Source organism: Aneurinibacillus aneurinilyticus ATCC 12856, from assembly GCF_000466385.1.
Classification (GTDB): domain Bacteria; phylum Bacillota; class Bacilli; order Aneurinibacillales; family Aneurinibacillaceae; genus Aneurinibacillus; species Aneurinibacillus aneurinilyticus.
In genome coordinates this window covers 15,391-31,484 of record NZ_KE952873.1, presented here as the reverse complement: position 1 = coordinate 31,484, position 16,094 = coordinate 15,391, and the positions used below count along the sequence as shown (strand labels likewise).

Below are 16,094 nucleotides of genomic sequence, written 5' to 3'. Positions count from 1 at the left end.
CCTTCTGTCTACGGTAACGGCATATTCATTTATCAACAAAAGACATTCTATCAGCTTTAAGAACCGATGTCAAGAAATTATTTTGTAGGAACAGCAACTTTTACACCAGGGCCCATTGTGGAGCTTACGGTGATATTTTTCATGTATGTTCCTTTTGCAGCAGCCGGCTTTGCTTTTTGCAAAGTTTCGATCAGCGTGCTCAAGTTATCAGCAAGCTTGCCTACTTCGAAAGATACTTTTCCGATTGGAGCGTGGATATTACCCGCTTTATCAGTACGGTATTCGATTTTACCTGCTTTAATTTCTTTTACCGCTTTCTCAACTTCGAATGTTACTGTGCCAGTTTTCGGATTTGGCATTAAGCCTTTTGGTCCGAGCACTCGGCCAAGTTTACCTACAGTACCCATCATGTCTGGTGTTGCAACAACTACATCGAACTCAAACCAACCTTGTTGGATTTTGTTCACGTACTCTTCGTCACCTACATAATCCGCACCTGCAGCTTCAGCTTCTTTTGCTTTTTCACCTTTAGCGAATACAAGCACACGCTGAGTTTTACCAGTACCATGCGGAAGTACGACAGCACCGCGGATTTGTTGATCGTTTTTGCGCGGATCAACGCCAAGGCGGAATGCTACTTCTACAGTTTCATCAAATTTAGCTTTCGAAGCTTTTTTTACAAGTTCGAGAGCTTCGCTGATTTCATAAGCAACATTACGATCAATCAGCTTTGTAGCTTCTAAGTAATTTTTACCCTTTTTCGCCACGTTAATTTCCTCCTTAATTGTGGTTTTAACGGTTGTGCCTCCCACGAAACAGGGCTGCGCGTCGACGGAATAACCCGTACCTACACAACCCTGCGGCAGAAACGTGTTTGGTTAGCCAGCCAATTAGTCAACGATTGTGATACCCATGCTACGGGCAGTACCTTCTACCATACGCATAGCAGCCTCAACGTCTGCAGCGTTCAAATCAGGCATTTTTGTTTCAGCGATTTCGCGAACTTTATCGCGTTTCACAGTCGCAACTTTTGTTTTATTCGGTACAGCGGAACCGGACTCAATTCCAGCAGCTTTCTTCAGCAGAACGGCAGCTGGCGGAGTTTTTGTAATAAATGTAAAGGAACGGTCTTCAAATACCGTAATTTCAACAGGAATAATAAGACCTGCTTGTTCTTGTGTACGAGCATTGAATTCTTTACAGAATCCCATGATGTTCACACCTGCTTGACCAAGAGCCGGACCAACCGGTGGTGCCGGATTCGCTTTACCTGCAGGAATTTGAAGTTTAACAACCTTGATAACTTTTTTAGCCATGTGGTACACCTCCTAAAGACAATAACTCTATAACTTAGCCACTTGAGCAAAGTCCAGCTCAACTGGCGTTTCGCGTCCAAACATATCAACCAATACCTTGACCTTGCGCTTGTCCAGTTGGATTTCCTCTACGGAACCAACCATATTGGCGAACGGGCCTTCCTTGACCTTCACCATTTCCTTTAATTCAAAGTTGACGCGCTGCACGGATTCCTCCATGCCCATCTGTTTCATGATGGCAGTCACTTCTTCAGGAAGTAAAGGAGTCGGTTTTGAGCCTGCACCTGCAGAACCAACGAATCCGGTCACACCCGGCGTGTTCCGTACCACATACCAAGAATCGTCAGTCATGACCATCTCGACGAGCACGTAACCCGGAAAAACCTTCTTCGTTACGACTTTTTTCTTGCCGTCGCGTTCTTCGGTTTCATCTTCGGTAGGAATGAGCACGCGGAAGATTTTATCTTCCATTCCCATTGATTCTACGCGCTTTTCCAGGTTTGTTTTAACCTTATTCTCATATCCAGAATAAGTGTGAACTACATACCAGCGTTTTTCCATGATTCGAGGACAAACAGGTGTCCTAACCCCCCCATCATTATTTCCCTGTCTTCAAAATGAGTTCAAGGAGCTGGGAAATTCCTAAATCGATTACTGCGAAGAAGATTGCGATGAGCGTCACAGTTACCAGTACAACTGTCGTATAGGAAACGAGCTCCTTACGTGTTGGCCAGGTCACTTTTTTCAGTTCGGTCCAGGCTTCCTTCAAAAAGGCCGGTCCGCGTTTGAGTTTATCTACAAAACTCATAACGCACCTCCAATAAAATTGGACTCTGACACTGCATTAACGAGTTTCACGATGAAGAGTATGATCATTGCAGAATTTGCAATACTTCTTCATCTCGATGCGTTCCGTTTGCTTACGTTTGTTTTTCGTTGTGGTATAGTTGCGTTGTTTGCACTCGGTGCACGCTAACGTTACAGTTACCCGCATGATGTTACACCTCCCACATTATTGGCTATGTACTAGCCTTTCATAGTTAATTTGCATCAAGTAAAACCGTGTGTTTTCACACGGCTACCTCAAATACTTTATCACAGCGTAAAATAGGTGTCAAATAAAAGTTTTGACAATTACTTCTCCATTTTGAAACGTGCTACCAGACTTTCCATTTGATCAGACAGACGTCCCATCGCCGCCGCATCATGCGATAACTGCTGGGCTGCTGCCGCTTGCTGTTCGCTCACTGCAGCTACTTCCTGTGAACCGGCAGATGCTTCCTCGGTAATTGCGGATACATGCTCCATCTCTGCTGATACTTTACGTGCGCTTTCCTCTGCCATTTTAATAGAGGAAGTAATGCGCTCGCTCTTCTCGCCTACCAGATTAATATGCTCATGAATTTTAGCGAATGAATCACCCGTATGCCGTACCATCTCCTGGCCTTCTACAATCACATCATGACCGCGCAAAATCGAGTCGATTGCTTCATGGGTTTCCCGCTTATTTTCCTGAACAATACGCGAGATGTTGTTTGCTGCTTTGTCCGTTTCTTCAGCAAGCTTGCGAACCTCATCCGCCACTACCGCAAAGCCCCGTCCAGCTTCTCCTGCACGCGCCGCCTCAATACTGGCATTAAGTGCAAGAAGATTCGTCTGCGATGCAATACCTGTAATCAAACTAACAATCTCGCCGATTTCTTCGGAACGATTACCAAGTTTGTGCACAACCGAAGACGCATCATCTACCATACGTTGGATTTCCTCCATTTTATAAACAGCGGTTCGTACCGCCTGTTCCCCTTCTTTTGTCAGTGCATTCGTGATGACAAACGTTTGGTTCATCTCGTCAGCATACGCAGAAATCTGCTGTAGGTTTTCGTTAACCAATGCGACTCCCATGTGGGCAGACTGAGTGGAATGGGCAATCGTGCCGGCACCTTCCGCCAAATCATTAATGGTCACTGCCACCTGCTCAGCTGAAGCGGTCGTCTCCCGGCTTGCTAATGTCAGAACCTCCGAAGATTGCCTCATTTTTCGGGATGCTTCTTTAATTTCAAGCAATAGCATGTGGACGCTCTCCACCATCTGATTGAAATTTTGACTGAGTACACCTACTTCATCTTTACTGCGATTGGGCGTTTTCACAGTTAAGTCACCCTTAGCAATCATCGCCGTCAATTCGCTCAAATGACGAATCGGTCGTACAAAATGAGAGGAGAATAAAATAAGAATGATTACTGAAAAAACAAGAACCACACTGGCAGTTACAAATGAGAGTTTCGCCAAATAATCCAATTGACTCGATGCCTCTTTGACCGGAGCTGTAATCGCAACTACCCAGCCTGTAGCTGGTACCTTGGAGAAGAAAGCATACTTATCTACACCTTTGTACGCATACCGTTTATATCCAGTTTTACCAGTGGAAGCTTCCTGAATACCTGCTGTAAGGGGGGGAATGTTTAACTTATACACATTTAACTTTAAAATTTCTTCCTGCTGCGGGTAGCTAATGACAAGACCATCCTTCTGTACCATGTATGCATATCCAGTTTGTCCGATTTTCTGACCAGCTACAATCTCGTTCATTGTGGTAATCGGAACTGTGGCACCCAGCATACCACTTAATTGCTTCTGTTGATTATAAATCGGACTGGCGATAACAACTACCAGCTTGCCGGAAGCACGAGAGATCAGAGGTTCCGAGATGGCATATGATTGTTCTTCAATTACCTTTTTGAAATACTCACGACTCCCCACGTCCACCTTTTGGCCGGCTGTCGTAAGCGCCTTTCCATGCAAATCAGCAATAAAAAACATCTCATATTCCTGGTATTCATTCATCTTGGATTTTAGATAGGAAAATTGCATCTCTTGGTTCATGCTTCGCATATCCATACTGGTTGCTATATTCGTTACACGGTCCCTCTGCTGCTGAAGCCAATCGTTTACTTTGTTACTTAACAAATCGAGCTGAATAAATGCTCTTTCCTGAAAATTGCTTTCCAGAAACTCTTTCGCTTTATTGTGATTAAGCCAGGCAACAAAAGAAAGCGCTATCACAATAAGCGGAACGATGACTCCTAATAGTTTAAACTTGAGACCTCTTGCCTTCATTCCCATCCCCCCTCTATTTATCTAACAGTTAATACCATTATACCATGATAAACGACTTATACATTATACCTAGTAAGAATTTTCATATTATTTGCGTCAATTTTTTGAATATGAAAAAACTCGCAAATACCCTTATTAGACCTTCACACTACGTGGCTCCACATCGGAAAAGCAACGTTCGACAACATCTTACGGCTTTTTCCTTCCTAACCATTCAAAAAAAAACAGGGCCTAGGCCCTGTTTTCCTTAACGTATTCTATTACACTTGGGAAACTTCACGAACTTCCAGATACTTCTCAAGCTTACGCTTTACACGTTGGAGAGCATTATCAATTGATTTGACATGACGGCTTAAATCAACCGCAATCTCTTGGTATGAACGACCGTCCAGATACAAAAGCAAGACCTGTTGCTCCAAATCGCTCAAAATCTCACTGATTTTATCTTCGATGTCATCGTACTCCTCCTGGTTGATAATCAGCTCTTCCGGGTCTGTCACTCGGGTACCGCAGATAATATCCAGCAAAGTACGATCTGAATCTTCATCATAGATGGGCTTGTCCAGCGAGACATAGGAATTAAGAGGAATATGTTTCTGTCGAGTGGCTGTCTTGATCGCAGTAATAATCTGGCGCGTGATACACAATTCAGCAAATGCTTTGAAGGAAGCCAGCTTATCTCCCTTAAAGTCCCGAATAGATTTGTACAGCCCAATCATACCTTCCTGCACAATATCCTCACGATCAGCACCGATTAAAAAATAAGAACGGGCTTTAGCACGAACAAAATTCCTATACTTGTTGATTAAGTATTCTAACGCGTCACCGTCACCTAACCGTACAAGATCCACGATGTCTTCATCGTATAGAGCTTCATAGCGGGTATGGTCTGCAGCCAAACATCATCCCTCCGACCTGCCGTTATGCATCAGATAAAACAATTATATATTATGTAACCTTCCCCAGTCAATAAACTCACTGATCTCCACGGCGCCATTTTTCGAATTTTTTTTAATTTCATCACTTAATTCAATGCCTCTACCCTTAGGTTGCTGTTTTGTTTCACGTACCTTCTCGGTAATATCACGATTTACCTGTTTCATCTCAAGCCATAACTCTCGTGCCGACTTGCGTAAAGCACCATAACCGAATGTCACTCTCTGCTCCGTATAATCAGAGGTCGCTACATAAATCTGGCGATGTCGATTGGACAACTCAAAAACAAGCCGTTCGATACACTCGTCCGCTGTTTCTTTCTCTTTCGTATAACGAATATCCAAGCGGTATTCACGCACTTTTCTGCCCGTACCTTTTACATTGTGCGCATCAAATACAACGATTACACGCGTTCCTGTGAAGCCCTGATAATCGGCAAGCCATCCGAGCAAATCATCCCGCGCTTCCTCCAGACTAATCTTCTTCTTCTCCTTCAGCCGCTTCCAATCCCCGATGACATTATAGCCATCTACAATCAATATTTCTTCCATGCCAATGCGCCCTTATTCAGCTAACGGATGACGCTGGCGGTACACTTCATACATGAGTAAAGCTCCGGCAACGGAGGCATTCAACGAGGTGACACGGCCAGCCATAGGTAATTTGACCGTAAAATCACACTTCTCTCGAATGAGTCGGCTCATTCCCTTACCTTCACTTCCAATAACAAGTGCAACTCCCATATCGAAGCGAGCCTGACGGAATTCTTCCGTGCCAGAGGCATCTGTTCCGACGACCCAAATGTTACGTTCCTTTAAATCTTCAATGGTACGGGCCAGATTCGTTACACGAGCGACCGGTACATACTCAATCGCTCCTGCTGACGCTTTAGCAACCGTAGAGGTCAATCCGGCTGCACGGCGTTTTGGTATGATAACGCCGTGCACTCCGGTGGCGTCTGCGGTACGAAGAATGGAACCTAAATTATGCGGATCTTCAACTTCGTCCAGAATAACGAGGAACGGTGGCTGTCCCGAAGCAGCGGCTTTAGCAAGAATGTCATCCAGCTCTGCATAGTCATACGCAGCAATGTACGCAAGAATTCCTTGATGGCTTTCTCCTTCCGCTGCCTGATCCAGCTTTTTGCGCGGAACAATCTGCACTGTTACCCCCGCTTCCTTTGCCAATGCCATTACCTGACCACTCACTCCCTTTTGGGAGCCTTCGGCGATCCATATTTTATTAATTGAACGTCCCGAGCGTAGCGCCTCGATAACAGGGTTTTTCCCAACGATATATTCACTCATGGCAAACTCCTTCTTCTATTCATTCGTCCTTTCAGCATGACCATTCTCTACCCATTCAAGCGCATATGTTAGAATTTCTTCTAACCTCTCGTCCTGTTCTGTTAAATATAAAAATCCGAGCAACGCTTCAAATCCTGTACTTAGTCGATACTCGGCAACTTGCGCATTCTTTGGCATGGTCGCTGATTTGGCGTTTCGTCCCCGCTTTAATACAGCCTGCTCTTCTTCAGTAAGCCGATCCCATATTCCTCCTACGATACTGGCCTGCGCTTTGGCTGAGACATAGCGTACGGCCGTACGCTGCAGCAGGTTCGGCTTCACCTCCCCTGCCGCAATTAGATGCTGGCGTACGCGTATCTCTAATACCGCATCACCCATATAGGCAAGTGCAAGCGCATTAAGCTGCCTTGGATCTCTAGTTAGTTTATCCCGCTTCATGTCCGCTCCTTTTTCAGGCTTATTTCCGGTGCCATCGCACGCCTTGAGGCGTATCCTCCAATATGATACCCAGCTCCTGCAATTGGTTGCGGATTTCATCAGCACGAGAGAAGTTCTTATCCTTGCGAGCCTGAATTCGTTCTTCAACCAGAGCGTTAATCTCTTCGTCAGAAGGCCCATCCGTTGATACATCAGCCTCTCCAAATGGAATACCCAGCACATCACCTAGCTCCGTAAAAAGCGTAAGGTACGCTTCCGCCAGTTCTTTCTTCAGCATATTCCCTGCCATAGATTGGTTGACTTCTCTTACAATATCGAACAATACCGTAATTGCGTCCGCTGTGTTGAAGTCATTATCCATCTCTTCAACAAATCGTTGCCGGTAGGAATCAATTTGCTGCATCTGCTCATCTGTCATTGCTTCGCTCTCTATGGAAGAGAGGTAGTGCTTGAGATTACGCACGGCTGTATCGATGCGCATAAAACTGTTCGTTGCCTGCTGTAACAGTTCGTCACTGAAGTTAATCGGGTTGCGATAATGCGCACTTAGCATGAAGAAGCGAACCACACGCGGGGCATATTTCTCTCGTACATCTTTTACCAGAATGAAATTACCGAGCGACTTGGACATTTTTTCGTTCTCAATATTGATATAGCCATTATGCATCCAATACCTTGCCATCGGATGCCCGGTTAAACATTCCGATTGCGCAATTTCATTCTCGTGGTGCGGAAAAGTAAGATCATGGCCTCCTCCATGAATATCGAACGTATCTCCAAGATATTTGTGTGACATCGCCGAGCATTCAATGTGCCAGCCCGGGCGCCCCTGGCCCCATGGGCTTTCCCAATAGATTTCACCTGGCTTCGCGCCTTTCCACAACACGAAATCAAGCGGATTTTCTTTCTTGTCATTCACTTCGATGCGTGCACCTGCTTGTAGTTCTTCAATGTTTTGGTGCGAAAGCTTGCCGTATTCCCGGAATGAAGCTGTACGAAAATACACATCGCCACCTGCTGCATACGCATGCCCTTTCTCGATTAAACCCTCGATAAACGAGATAATTTCCGGAATATGCTCCGTAACCTTCGGATGAATGTCAGCCTCTTTAATGCCCAGAGCACGAACATCCTCGATGAATGCCTTAATAAACGTCTCAGCTACCTTTCCGACGCTCATCCCGGTTTCTTCTGCTTTTTTTATGATTTTGTCATCCACGTCAGTAAAGTTCTGCACATACGTAACTTCATATCCCCGATAAGCGAAATAGCGACGCACTACGTCAAATACGATAGGCGGACGGGCATTTCCAATATGAATAAAATTATAGACTGTCGGACCGCACACGTATATCTTCACCTTGCCCGGTTCGAGCGGAATAAATTCTTCTTTTTTGCGCGTAAGCGTATTATATATTTTAATGGTGCTCATCAGATGGTCTACTCTCCTTCAACTGTTTTACTTCCTGTCTAAGTGTATCAATTTCACGCTGCATTGCGCGCATTACTTCCCCGATCGGATCAGGAAGATTAACCTGATCTAAATCCTGCTCTACTCGCATACCATTCTGTATCTTAATACGACCCGGTATGCCTACAACGGTGGAATTTGGAGGTACTTCCTGCAATACGACGGAACCCGCTCCAATTTTGGAGTTATCACCGATTTTCATCGAGCCGAGCACTTTGGCACCGGAGGCGATAAGAACATTATTGCCAATCGTTGGGTGGCGTTTTCCTTTTTCCTTTCCTGTTCCCCCCAGTGTTACGCCCTGATACAATGTAACATTATCACCTATTTCACACGTTTCCCCAATTACGACACCCATTCCATGGTCGATAAATAAACCTTTGCCGATTGTAGCGCCCGGGTGAATCTCAATTCCTGTCAACCATCGGCCGATTTGTGATACCATCCGGGCCAGCGTATAAAATTTCCCTTTCCATAAACGGTGGCTCAGGCGGTGAAACCATATCGCATGCAGCCCGGCATATGTCAGAATGACTTCAAGCGTGCTACGTGCGGCCGGATCGCGTTCCATTACTGCGCGGACATCTTCCCTTATCGTTTTAAACATCTTCTCACCCCTCCCTGCTATTTTCAAACAAAAAAAGCCTCCACAGCCTATACACGGCTGCAGAGGCGGCTAATGTCATCCGCGGTTCCACTCTGCTTCATTACGCTTCCTCCTATAAAAAAGCGTAACGCTCTTACATCCCGTAACGTGGGAATACGAGACACCCTACTGACAAAAAACAGCGTTCAGATGTCCGGCTCACGGATGCATTTCCGGAAACAGGAAGCAAAGCCGCTTTCAGCACGATACAGAGCATCTGTATCGGCGGCCTTCTCTGTTGTTTCCTTTTCATTCCGTACTTCTTCCGTTCCTTGCCGTTGCATATTTACTTTCTATCATTATTTTACAACATGATCATAATTATTGATTACATTCATTATACGCTGTACTACCGTTTCGCGTCCCAATAAGAACAGCGTCTCATTCAAATCACGTCCGTGTGTAAATCCAGTAACGGCTACACGAACCGGCATGAATAGCTTCTTGCCTTTATGACCGGTTGCTTTCTGTACGGATTTCAATGCACCTTTAATCGCGTCTGCACTGTATTCTTCAATGGAGGCTACTTCTTCATGAAAAGCTTTCATTACATCTTGTACCTGTTCTTCCGCAAGTACAGCTTTCGCTTCTTCATCATAGTTCACACCGTCTTCAAAGAACATAGCTGCCAGTTCCACGATTTGTGCCGCATACTCTAGTTGCTCCTGATACAAAGCTACCAATCTCTCTGCCCATTGGCGCTGTTGTTCACTCAATTCCCCTGGCAGCTGCCCTGCCTTTTGCATGTGCGGAATACAGAGCTCAGCAATACGCTCAGCTGGAGCTTGCTTAATATAGTGGTTATTCATCCAATTCAACTTATGAATATCAAAAATAGCTGGTGACTTCGAAACACGATTTAAGGAGAATTTCTCAATAAGTTCTTCACGTGTAAAAATCTCCTGCTCCTCTTCCGGCGACCAACCGAGAAGAACGAGAAAATTCATAAGAGCTTCAGGCAGATAGCCAAGGTCCCGATACTGTTCCATGAACTGAATCAAGGATTCGTCGCGCTTACTCATCTTCTTACCGTCTGGATTTAGAATTAATGCAACATGCGCAAACTCCGGGGCCTCAAATCCAAGCGCCTCATAAATCATCAACTGACGCGGCGTATTAGACAAGTGCTCTTCACCACGAATAACGTGCGTAATCTTCATAAGGGCATCATCGATTACAACCGCAAAGTTATATGTCGGAATCCCATCGGGACGACAAATAACGAAGTCGCCAATTCCGTCGGATTCGAACGTAACTTCGCCGCGAATATGATCATGTACAGTATATTGACGGTTCTCCAGCACACGGAAACGAATAGAGGCTTTGCGCCCCTCTGCCTCATAGGCCTGAATCTGTTCCGGAGTCAAATTGCGGCATGTTCCCGCATAGCGAGGTGTCTCTCCTCTCTCTTTCTGAGCTTCACGCTCCGCATTCAGCTCCTCTTCCGTACAGTAACAAGGATAGGCCTTTCTTTCCGCTACCAGTCGATCAATATAGCTGCGGTAAATATCCAATCTGTCCATCGAACGATACGGACCAACACCACCGTCCTTATCGATGCTTTCATCCCACTCTGTACCGAACCAGCGCAAACTTTCGATTAACTTTGCTTCAGCATCCTCCACATTACGTTTCTGGTCTGTGTCTTCAATACGCACGACAAAGTCACCGCCGTGGTGGCGGGCAAATAAATAGTTAAAAAGGGCTGAACGTGCCCCCCCAATATGTAAATGTCCAGTTGGACTCGGTGCAAACCGGACACGGATTCGTTTGGACATGACTTGCCACCATCCTTCTGTTTTTAGCTTTATCTATTATAATCCTACTTTTTGTAACAATACAACAGCCATCGCGGCGATTCCTTCGCCACGACCTGGAAAACCCAGATTTTCTGTCGTGGTGGCCTTTACATTAATTCTCTCCATCTCCGATTCAACACAAGAAGCAATCACTTCACGCATCGGATTAATGTACGGCGCCATCTTCGGCCGCTGGGCAATGATCGTCGCATCCACATTACCGATGGTGTATCCTTTTTCCTTAACAAGCTTCCATACGTCGCGTAACAGCAGCTGGCTGTCAGCATCTTTGAACGCATGATCCGTATCAGGAAAATGCTTACCGATATCACCCAATCCGAGCGCTCCCAAAATCGCATCGGTAATGGCATGCAGCAACACATCTGCATCCGAATGTCCTAGGAGCCCCTTCTCGTGTGGAATCTCTACGCCGCCGATAATTAACTTGCGCCCCTCTACCAGTTGATGAACATCAAAACCTTGTCCTACCCGAATCATTGCCCTTTCTCCTTTCTCCACCTCAAAATCGCCTCACCAAAAACAAGATCATCTGGTGTAGTGAGTTTAATATTCGTATATTCCCCTTCTACTACATGCACCGCCTGGCCCAGCCTTTCTATAAGGGAAGCATCATCCGTCCCAAGAAAGCCATCCTGCCGCGCCTGTTCATGTGCGGCAAGAATATCAGACAAAGCAAAAGCCTGTGGCGTTTGCACGGCCCACAAGCTTTGTCTTGGCGGTGTGTCCATCACAATTCCCGTCTCGTCTGTGCGTTTAATCGTATCTTTTACGGGTACGGCTAGAATCGCGGCCCGCTTTGAACGCACAGCATCGATCAGTCTCTCAAGCGTCAGGCGGGAAAGAAAAGGTCGCGCTCCATCATGGATAAGCACATAATCCGAAAAGCAAAGCGCCGTAAGGCCAAGATATACACTGTCCTGACGTTCTGCACCGCCCGGAATAACCCGGATATGCGGATACGAACTCAGCAGCTCCTTCGTGCGCTCTACGTCTTCTTCCGCCGCCACGACGACCATTTCTCTCACATATTCCAATTCGGCGAAAAGATCAAGTGTATGAAGCAGTACCGGCTTTTCCGCCAGCTCAATAAATTGCTTCTTGACTGAACCACCCATCCGCTTTCCCTGTCCTGCCGCTGCAATGACTACACCTATATTCACTTTCATCCACTCATTTCCTACAGCGCTTTTTCCATCAATTTCGGCTTCGCGAAGATCATGCGTCCTGCCGAAGTCTGCAACACACTCGTAACGATAACATCAACGAACGAACCGATATACTCTCGGCCATTTTCAACGACAATCATCGTACCGTCATCAAGATACGCTACACCCTGTCCATTTTCTTTTCCGTCTTTAATGACCTGTACATGCAATTCCTCACCCGGCAACACCACAGGCTTGACCGCATTTGCCAAATCGTTAATGTTTAAGACGGAAACACCTTGCAGCTCGCACACTTTATTCAAGTTAAAATCATTGGTAACGACTTTACCTTTCATTACCTTAGCAAGCTTAACAAGTTTGCTGTCCACTTCACTGATTTCCTCGAAGTCTTTGTCTGTAATGATAACCTTTACCTTTAATTCTTTCTGTATTTTATTGAGGATGTCAAGCCCGCGACGACCGCGGTTACGCTTCAACGCATCGGAAGAATCGGCAATATGTTGCAGTTCTTCAAGCACGAATTCAGGAATGACAAGCGCTCCTTCAATAAAACCCGTCTTGCATATGTCCGCAATCCGACCATCGATAATCACACTTGTATCAAGAATTTTATACTGTCCCTGGTTCGAATCTTGCTTCTCTTCCTTCTTCTTCTCGCCTTTAAATCGGCCGATCGAGAATGCCGACATAATCTCATCACGTTTACGCAGCCCTACCTGGAAGCCGATATAGCCGCACAACACGGAAATAAGCAGCGGGAGCAATTTCGCTACGATCGGGATGGGGATGCTATTAATAGGGAGAAAAAGTAAAAACGCTACAATAAGTCCAATAATAAGCCCCATAGCTCCAAATAATACATCCGTAATCGGAAGCTTAATTAGCGTCTCTTCACTGCGTTTGATGGTCTTTACAATATATTCTGTCGGCCAAGAGGCAAGCAGGAAGAACAGCACTGCCCCAAGCACCGCACCGATGTATTCCATACCCGGTACTTTCCCGATATCAATAAGCGAGTTCAGGAGTCCGAACAGGTCAGGACCGAACTGGTATCCTAAGCCTGCACCGACTAAGAGGAAAAACAACTGAATAATTCTTCTGACCATACATTCACCTCCTCAAAATCATTCATATTCCATTATAGTCATATCTACCAAATAAAAAACGATCGAAAACAAAAACACGACATTAAAAAAGCAAAAACTTTTCCTATCTGTTCTTACGTAAAAACAGCAGCAAAAGTTACAAAGAAAGAAAAGAGAAAAGCTTCTCTTAGAGAAGCTTTCCCCTCTAACTATTGACTACTTGCTCCAATAAGTGAGTCGCCTGCTCTTCATCAATATCCTTAACGAGCACCAGTTCGCTCAAAAGAATCTGCCGAGCATTATCCAGCATCTTCCTTTCACCTGTTGAAAGACCTTTCTCTTTCTCTCTGTGCATTAATTCACGAACAACGGCAGCGACTTGATAAATATCGCCCGTACGTATCTTCTCCATATTCCTACGATACCTGCGGTTCCAACTGATGCCTAAATCATCTTCTTCACGCCGCAAAATCTCCATAACCCGCTCAAGCGCATGCATATCAACAACCTGACGGATGCCCAGATTCGACACTTTTTCCATTGGGATCATGACCTGCATATTGCCGACTGGCATCTTCATAATATAGTACTGCTGTTTCTCACCAAGAATCTCCTTCTCTTCAATGGCTTCGATAATACCTGCACCATGCATCGGATAAACAATCTTATCGCCAATTCGAAACAACAAACCCACCCCCAACAGAGTATCCAACCTCACCATAGCATAGCACCTACTTTTTTGTCAAGTATTTAAAATTTATTATCATATCACACAAAAAAGAACCATGTCAACAAATATGTCAAATTAAATTTTCATTAATTTTTTGGACACATAAAAAAGACCGGAGCGCACTCCGGTCTTTTTTATGAATTGATAACTTCTTCTTCGGTTTTTTCGCAGCGGCGTTTCCTCACCATCCGGTCAACATTCTTCTTCACGCCATACAACGCGTAAAGCACAAGCGGAATAAATACAATCATCGGAAACTGTGAAGGGAAACGCACAGCAACGACTCCCACGATTACCATAATCAGCGGGGTCACCCAATATGCAGAACGCGGAATGCCGACCTTCTTAAAATTAGGGTACTTAATATTACTAATCATAAGATAAGAAAGACCAAGCATACTTAATACTAGATACACCGATGAAAACGCCTGATGATATAATGCGAGCGTCGCCAGTACACCCCCTGCGGCCGTAATCGGCAAACCTACAAAATAGCCTGTATTACCTCCGACTGCAGAATTAAAGCGAGCCAGACGCAATGCCCCACAAATCGGAAATAGTCCAGTCAACAGAATGCCTATCCATCCCATATCCTGAAGGATCACCACGTACATAATGAGCGCGGGCGCCACACCAAATGTAACAATATCCGAGAGCGAATCCAATTCTTTCCCGAAGTCACTCTGCGCATTTAACATGCGGGCCAGACGTCCATCCAATCCATCCAGTACCATTCCTATAATAACCATAATTGCTGCATAGCTTAAATATATAGGTTCATCGCGGAAAGCCAACAGCATTGCAATAACGCCCAAAAACAAATTGCCCATTGTAAATAAGTTCGGTATTATTCTCGCTATCATTTCAGCTCTTTTACCTCCCTGATACTGTTTCTCTACCGCCGAAACAGTCTCCCCTTGTCCGAAAGCAGAATGCATATAGATTTATTGGCTTCGGACAATTATTTTATTGTATGCCGAACTAGATATGTCTGTCAATGAACACCTGCTCCTGTATCCGTTTCAATCCCTCTTTGATAGCCCGGGCCCGTACTTCCCCGATTCCTTCCACTTCATCCAGTTCCTCAATGGTCGCCATCATAACTTGGGGCAAACTGGAAAATTCTTCGATAAGATTGCTAACAATAGAGCCTGGAAGACGCGGAATTTTACTAAGAATACGATAGCCGCGCGGAAAGACCGGCTCATCATTCAGATTTGCGCTTGGCAAGTAGCCGAGGGTTTTGAGAATATTAACCGGCTCGAGAAGCTCATCAGCGGATAGTTTATGCAGTTGTACAAGTACATCCTCCGGGTCGACCTCTTCACCTTGACGGCAATAATCTTTAATAAGCAGATAGGCATCGTCTTCGATATTCGATACAAGCTCTTCCATCTGCATGCTAATAAGACGGCCTTCTGTCCCTAGTTCATTAATATATTTAATAATTTCTGATTTAATGCGTAAAACCATCTCGATTCGCTGTACGACGAGTGCTACTTCATGCAGTGTCACCAGTTCTTCAAATTCTAGCGCACCCAGATTCGTCAACGCCTGATCCAATACGGATTTGTACTTTTCAAGCGTCTGAATCGCCTGGTTGGCCTTGGTTAGGATGACCCCGATATCTTTTAAGGAATATCGGTACGGCCCTCGATACAATGTAATTACATTGCGTCGCTGTGAAATGGAAATAACCAGTTGACCGGTCTGTCTGGCTACCCGCTCGGCCGTACGATGACGAATTCCCGTCTCTGTCGATGGAATAGCCGAATCCGGTATCAATTGCGTATTAGCATATAGAATTTTTTTTGCATCTTCGCTCAAAATAATAGCTCCATCCATTTTGGCCAGTTCATACAGGTGAGCAGGTGTTAAGTCACAATTGATCGAAAAGCCACCATCCACAATCGTTTGTACTGTAGGTGTATTACCAATAACGATAAGCGCACCCGTTTTCGCTCTAAGCACGTTCTCCAGACCTTCTCTAAACGGCGTTCCCGGCGAAACGAAACGCAGTACCTCACTAATAAATTGTTCACGCTTGTTGTCCGCTGCCATA

The 16,094-nt window shown here is 45.2% G+C and carries 20 protein-coding genes and 1 other annotated feature (1 of these 21 running past the window's edge); all 20 genes read right to left on the bottom strand.

Annotated elements, in window-relative coordinates; translation table 11 throughout:
- Positions 1 to 32 (bottom strand) — a sequence feature (ribosomal protein L10 leader region) (it extends 105 nt beyond the left edge of the window).
- A 45-nt stretch (positions 33 to 77) separates the two neighbouring features.
- The gene (gene rplA / locus HMPREF0083_RS20565) at positions 78 to 767 is read right to left on the bottom strand and encodes a 50S ribosomal protein L1 (RefSeq protein ID WP_040304152.1); all 690 of its coding nucleotides are present in this window, start codon (positions 765 to 767) and stop codon (positions 78 to 80) included.
- Between the two features lie 123 nt (positions 768 to 890).
- Positions 891 to 1,316, bottom strand: a complete 426-nt coding sequence (gene rplK, locus HMPREF0083_RS20560; RefSeq protein WP_021623672.1) for a 50S ribosomal protein L11 — start codon at positions 1,314 to 1,316, stop codon at positions 891 to 893.
- A 27-nt stretch (positions 1,317 to 1,343) separates the two neighbouring features.
- A complete protein-coding gene (nusG, locus tag HMPREF0083_RS20555; protein WP_021623671.1) occupies positions 1,344 to 1,877 on the bottom strand; it encodes a transcription termination/antitermination protein NusG in 534 nt (177 codons plus the stop codon).
- A gap of 37 nt (positions 1,878 to 1,914) precedes the next feature.
- The gene (gene secE, locus HMPREF0083_RS20550) at positions 1,915 to 2,124 is read right to left on the bottom strand and encodes a preprotein translocase subunit SecE (RefSeq protein WP_021623670.1); all 210 of its coding nucleotides are present in this window, start codon (positions 2,122 to 2,124) and stop codon (positions 1,915 to 1,917) included.
- Positions 2,125 to 2,160: 36 nt separating this feature from the next.
- On the bottom strand, positions 2,161 to 2,310 hold the full coding sequence (gene rpmG / locus HMPREF0083_RS27455; protein WP_043063763.1) for a 50S ribosomal protein L33: 150 nt from the start codon (positions 2,308 to 2,310) through the stop codon (positions 2,161 to 2,163).
- Between the two features lie 140 nt (positions 2,311 to 2,450).
- Entirely contained in the window at positions 2,451 to 4,433 is a 1,983-nt protein-coding gene (locus tag HMPREF0083_RS20545) for a methyl-accepting chemotaxis protein (protein WP_040304149.1), read from the bottom strand.
- A gap of 260 nt (positions 4,434 to 4,693) precedes the next feature.
- Entirely contained in the window at positions 4,694 to 5,332 is a 639-nt protein-coding gene (gene sigH / locus HMPREF0083_RS20540) for an RNA polymerase sporulation sigma factor SigH (RefSeq protein ID WP_021623668.1), read from the bottom strand.
- Between the two features lie 42 nt (positions 5,333 to 5,374).
- Positions 5,375 to 5,920 carry an NYN domain-containing protein gene (locus HMPREF0083_RS20535; protein ID WP_021623667.1) on the bottom strand — a complete coding sequence of 182 codons (546 nt, stop codon included), beginning with the start codon at positions 5,918 to 5,920 and terminating at the stop codon, positions 5,375 to 5,377.
- A gap of 12 nt (positions 5,921 to 5,932) precedes the next feature.
- The gene (gene rlmB / locus HMPREF0083_RS20530) at positions 5,933 to 6,676 is read right to left on the bottom strand and encodes a 23S rRNA (guanosine(2251)-2'-O)-methyltransferase RlmB (protein WP_021623666.1); all 744 of its coding nucleotides are present in this window, start codon (positions 6,674 to 6,676) and stop codon (positions 5,933 to 5,935) included.
- A 15-nt stretch (positions 6,677 to 6,691) separates the two neighbouring features.
- The gene (locus tag HMPREF0083_RS20525) at positions 6,692 to 7,114 is read right to left on the bottom strand and encodes a Mini-ribonuclease 3 (protein ID WP_021623665.1); all 423 of its coding nucleotides are present in this window, start codon (positions 7,112 to 7,114) and stop codon (positions 6,692 to 6,694) included.
- Positions 7,115 to 7,133: 19 nt separating this feature from the next.
- Positions 7,134 to 8,546 (bottom strand): cysteine--tRNA ligase, encoded by a 1,413-nt coding sequence (cysS, locus tag HMPREF0083_RS20520; protein WP_021623664.1) that lies wholly within the window; start codon positions 8,544 to 8,546, stop codon positions 7,134 to 7,136.
- Positions 8,533 to 9,192, bottom strand: a complete 660-nt coding sequence (cysE, locus tag HMPREF0083_RS20515; RefSeq protein WP_040304146.1) for a serine O-acetyltransferase — start codon at positions 9,190 to 9,192, stop codon at positions 8,533 to 8,535. The genes cysS and cysE overlap by 14 nt, the downstream gene beginning before the upstream one ends.
- 185 nt (positions 9,193 to 9,377) lie before the next feature.
- Positions 9,378 to 9,515: a hypothetical protein gene (locus HMPREF0083_RS28305; RefSeq protein WP_021623662.1), complete on the bottom strand. Its 138-nt coding sequence runs from the start codon at positions 9,513 to 9,515 to the stop codon at positions 9,378 to 9,380.
- 15 nt (positions 9,516 to 9,530) lie between these two features.
- Entirely contained in the window at positions 9,531 to 11,009 is a 1,479-nt protein-coding gene (gltX, locus tag HMPREF0083_RS20510; RefSeq protein WP_021623661.1) for a glutamate--tRNA ligase, read from the bottom strand.
- 36 nt (positions 11,010 to 11,045) lie between these two features.
- A complete protein-coding gene (gene ispF, locus HMPREF0083_RS20505) occupies positions 11,046 to 11,528 on the bottom strand; it encodes a 2-C-methyl-D-erythritol 2,4-cyclodiphosphate synthase (protein ID WP_021623660.1) in 483 nt (160 codons plus the stop codon).
- Complete coding sequence (gene ispD, locus HMPREF0083_RS20500; RefSeq protein WP_021623659.1) at positions 11,525 to 12,217, bottom strand: 2-C-methyl-D-erythritol 4-phosphate cytidylyltransferase; 693 nt, start codon at positions 12,215 to 12,217, stop codon at positions 11,525 to 11,527. The genes ispF and ispD overlap by 4 nt, the downstream gene beginning before the upstream one ends.
- Before the next feature lie 11 nt (positions 12,218 to 12,228).
- Positions 12,229 to 13,323: a PIN/TRAM domain-containing protein gene (locus tag HMPREF0083_RS20495; protein WP_021623658.1), complete on the bottom strand. Its 1,095-nt coding sequence runs from the start codon at positions 13,321 to 13,323 to the stop codon at positions 12,229 to 12,231.
- Between the two features lie 184 nt (positions 13,324 to 13,507).
- Entirely contained in the window at positions 13,508 to 13,987 is a 480-nt protein-coding gene (locus tag HMPREF0083_RS20490) for a CarD family transcriptional regulator (protein ID WP_040304144.1), read from the bottom strand.
- 179 nt (positions 13,988 to 14,166) lie between these two features.
- Positions 14,167 to 14,895, bottom strand: a complete 729-nt coding sequence (gene pssA, locus HMPREF0083_RS20485; protein WP_040304142.1) for a CDP-diacylglycerol--serine O-phosphatidyltransferase — start codon at positions 14,893 to 14,895, stop codon at positions 14,167 to 14,169.
- Between the two features lie 118 nt (positions 14,896 to 15,013).
- The gene (disA, locus tag HMPREF0083_RS20480) at positions 15,014 to 16,093 is read right to left on the bottom strand and encodes a DNA integrity scanning diadenylate cyclase DisA (RefSeq protein ID WP_021623655.1); all 1,080 of its coding nucleotides are present in this window, start codon (positions 16,091 to 16,093) and stop codon (positions 15,014 to 15,016) included.
- Between the last annotated feature and the right edge of the window lies 1 nt (position 16,094).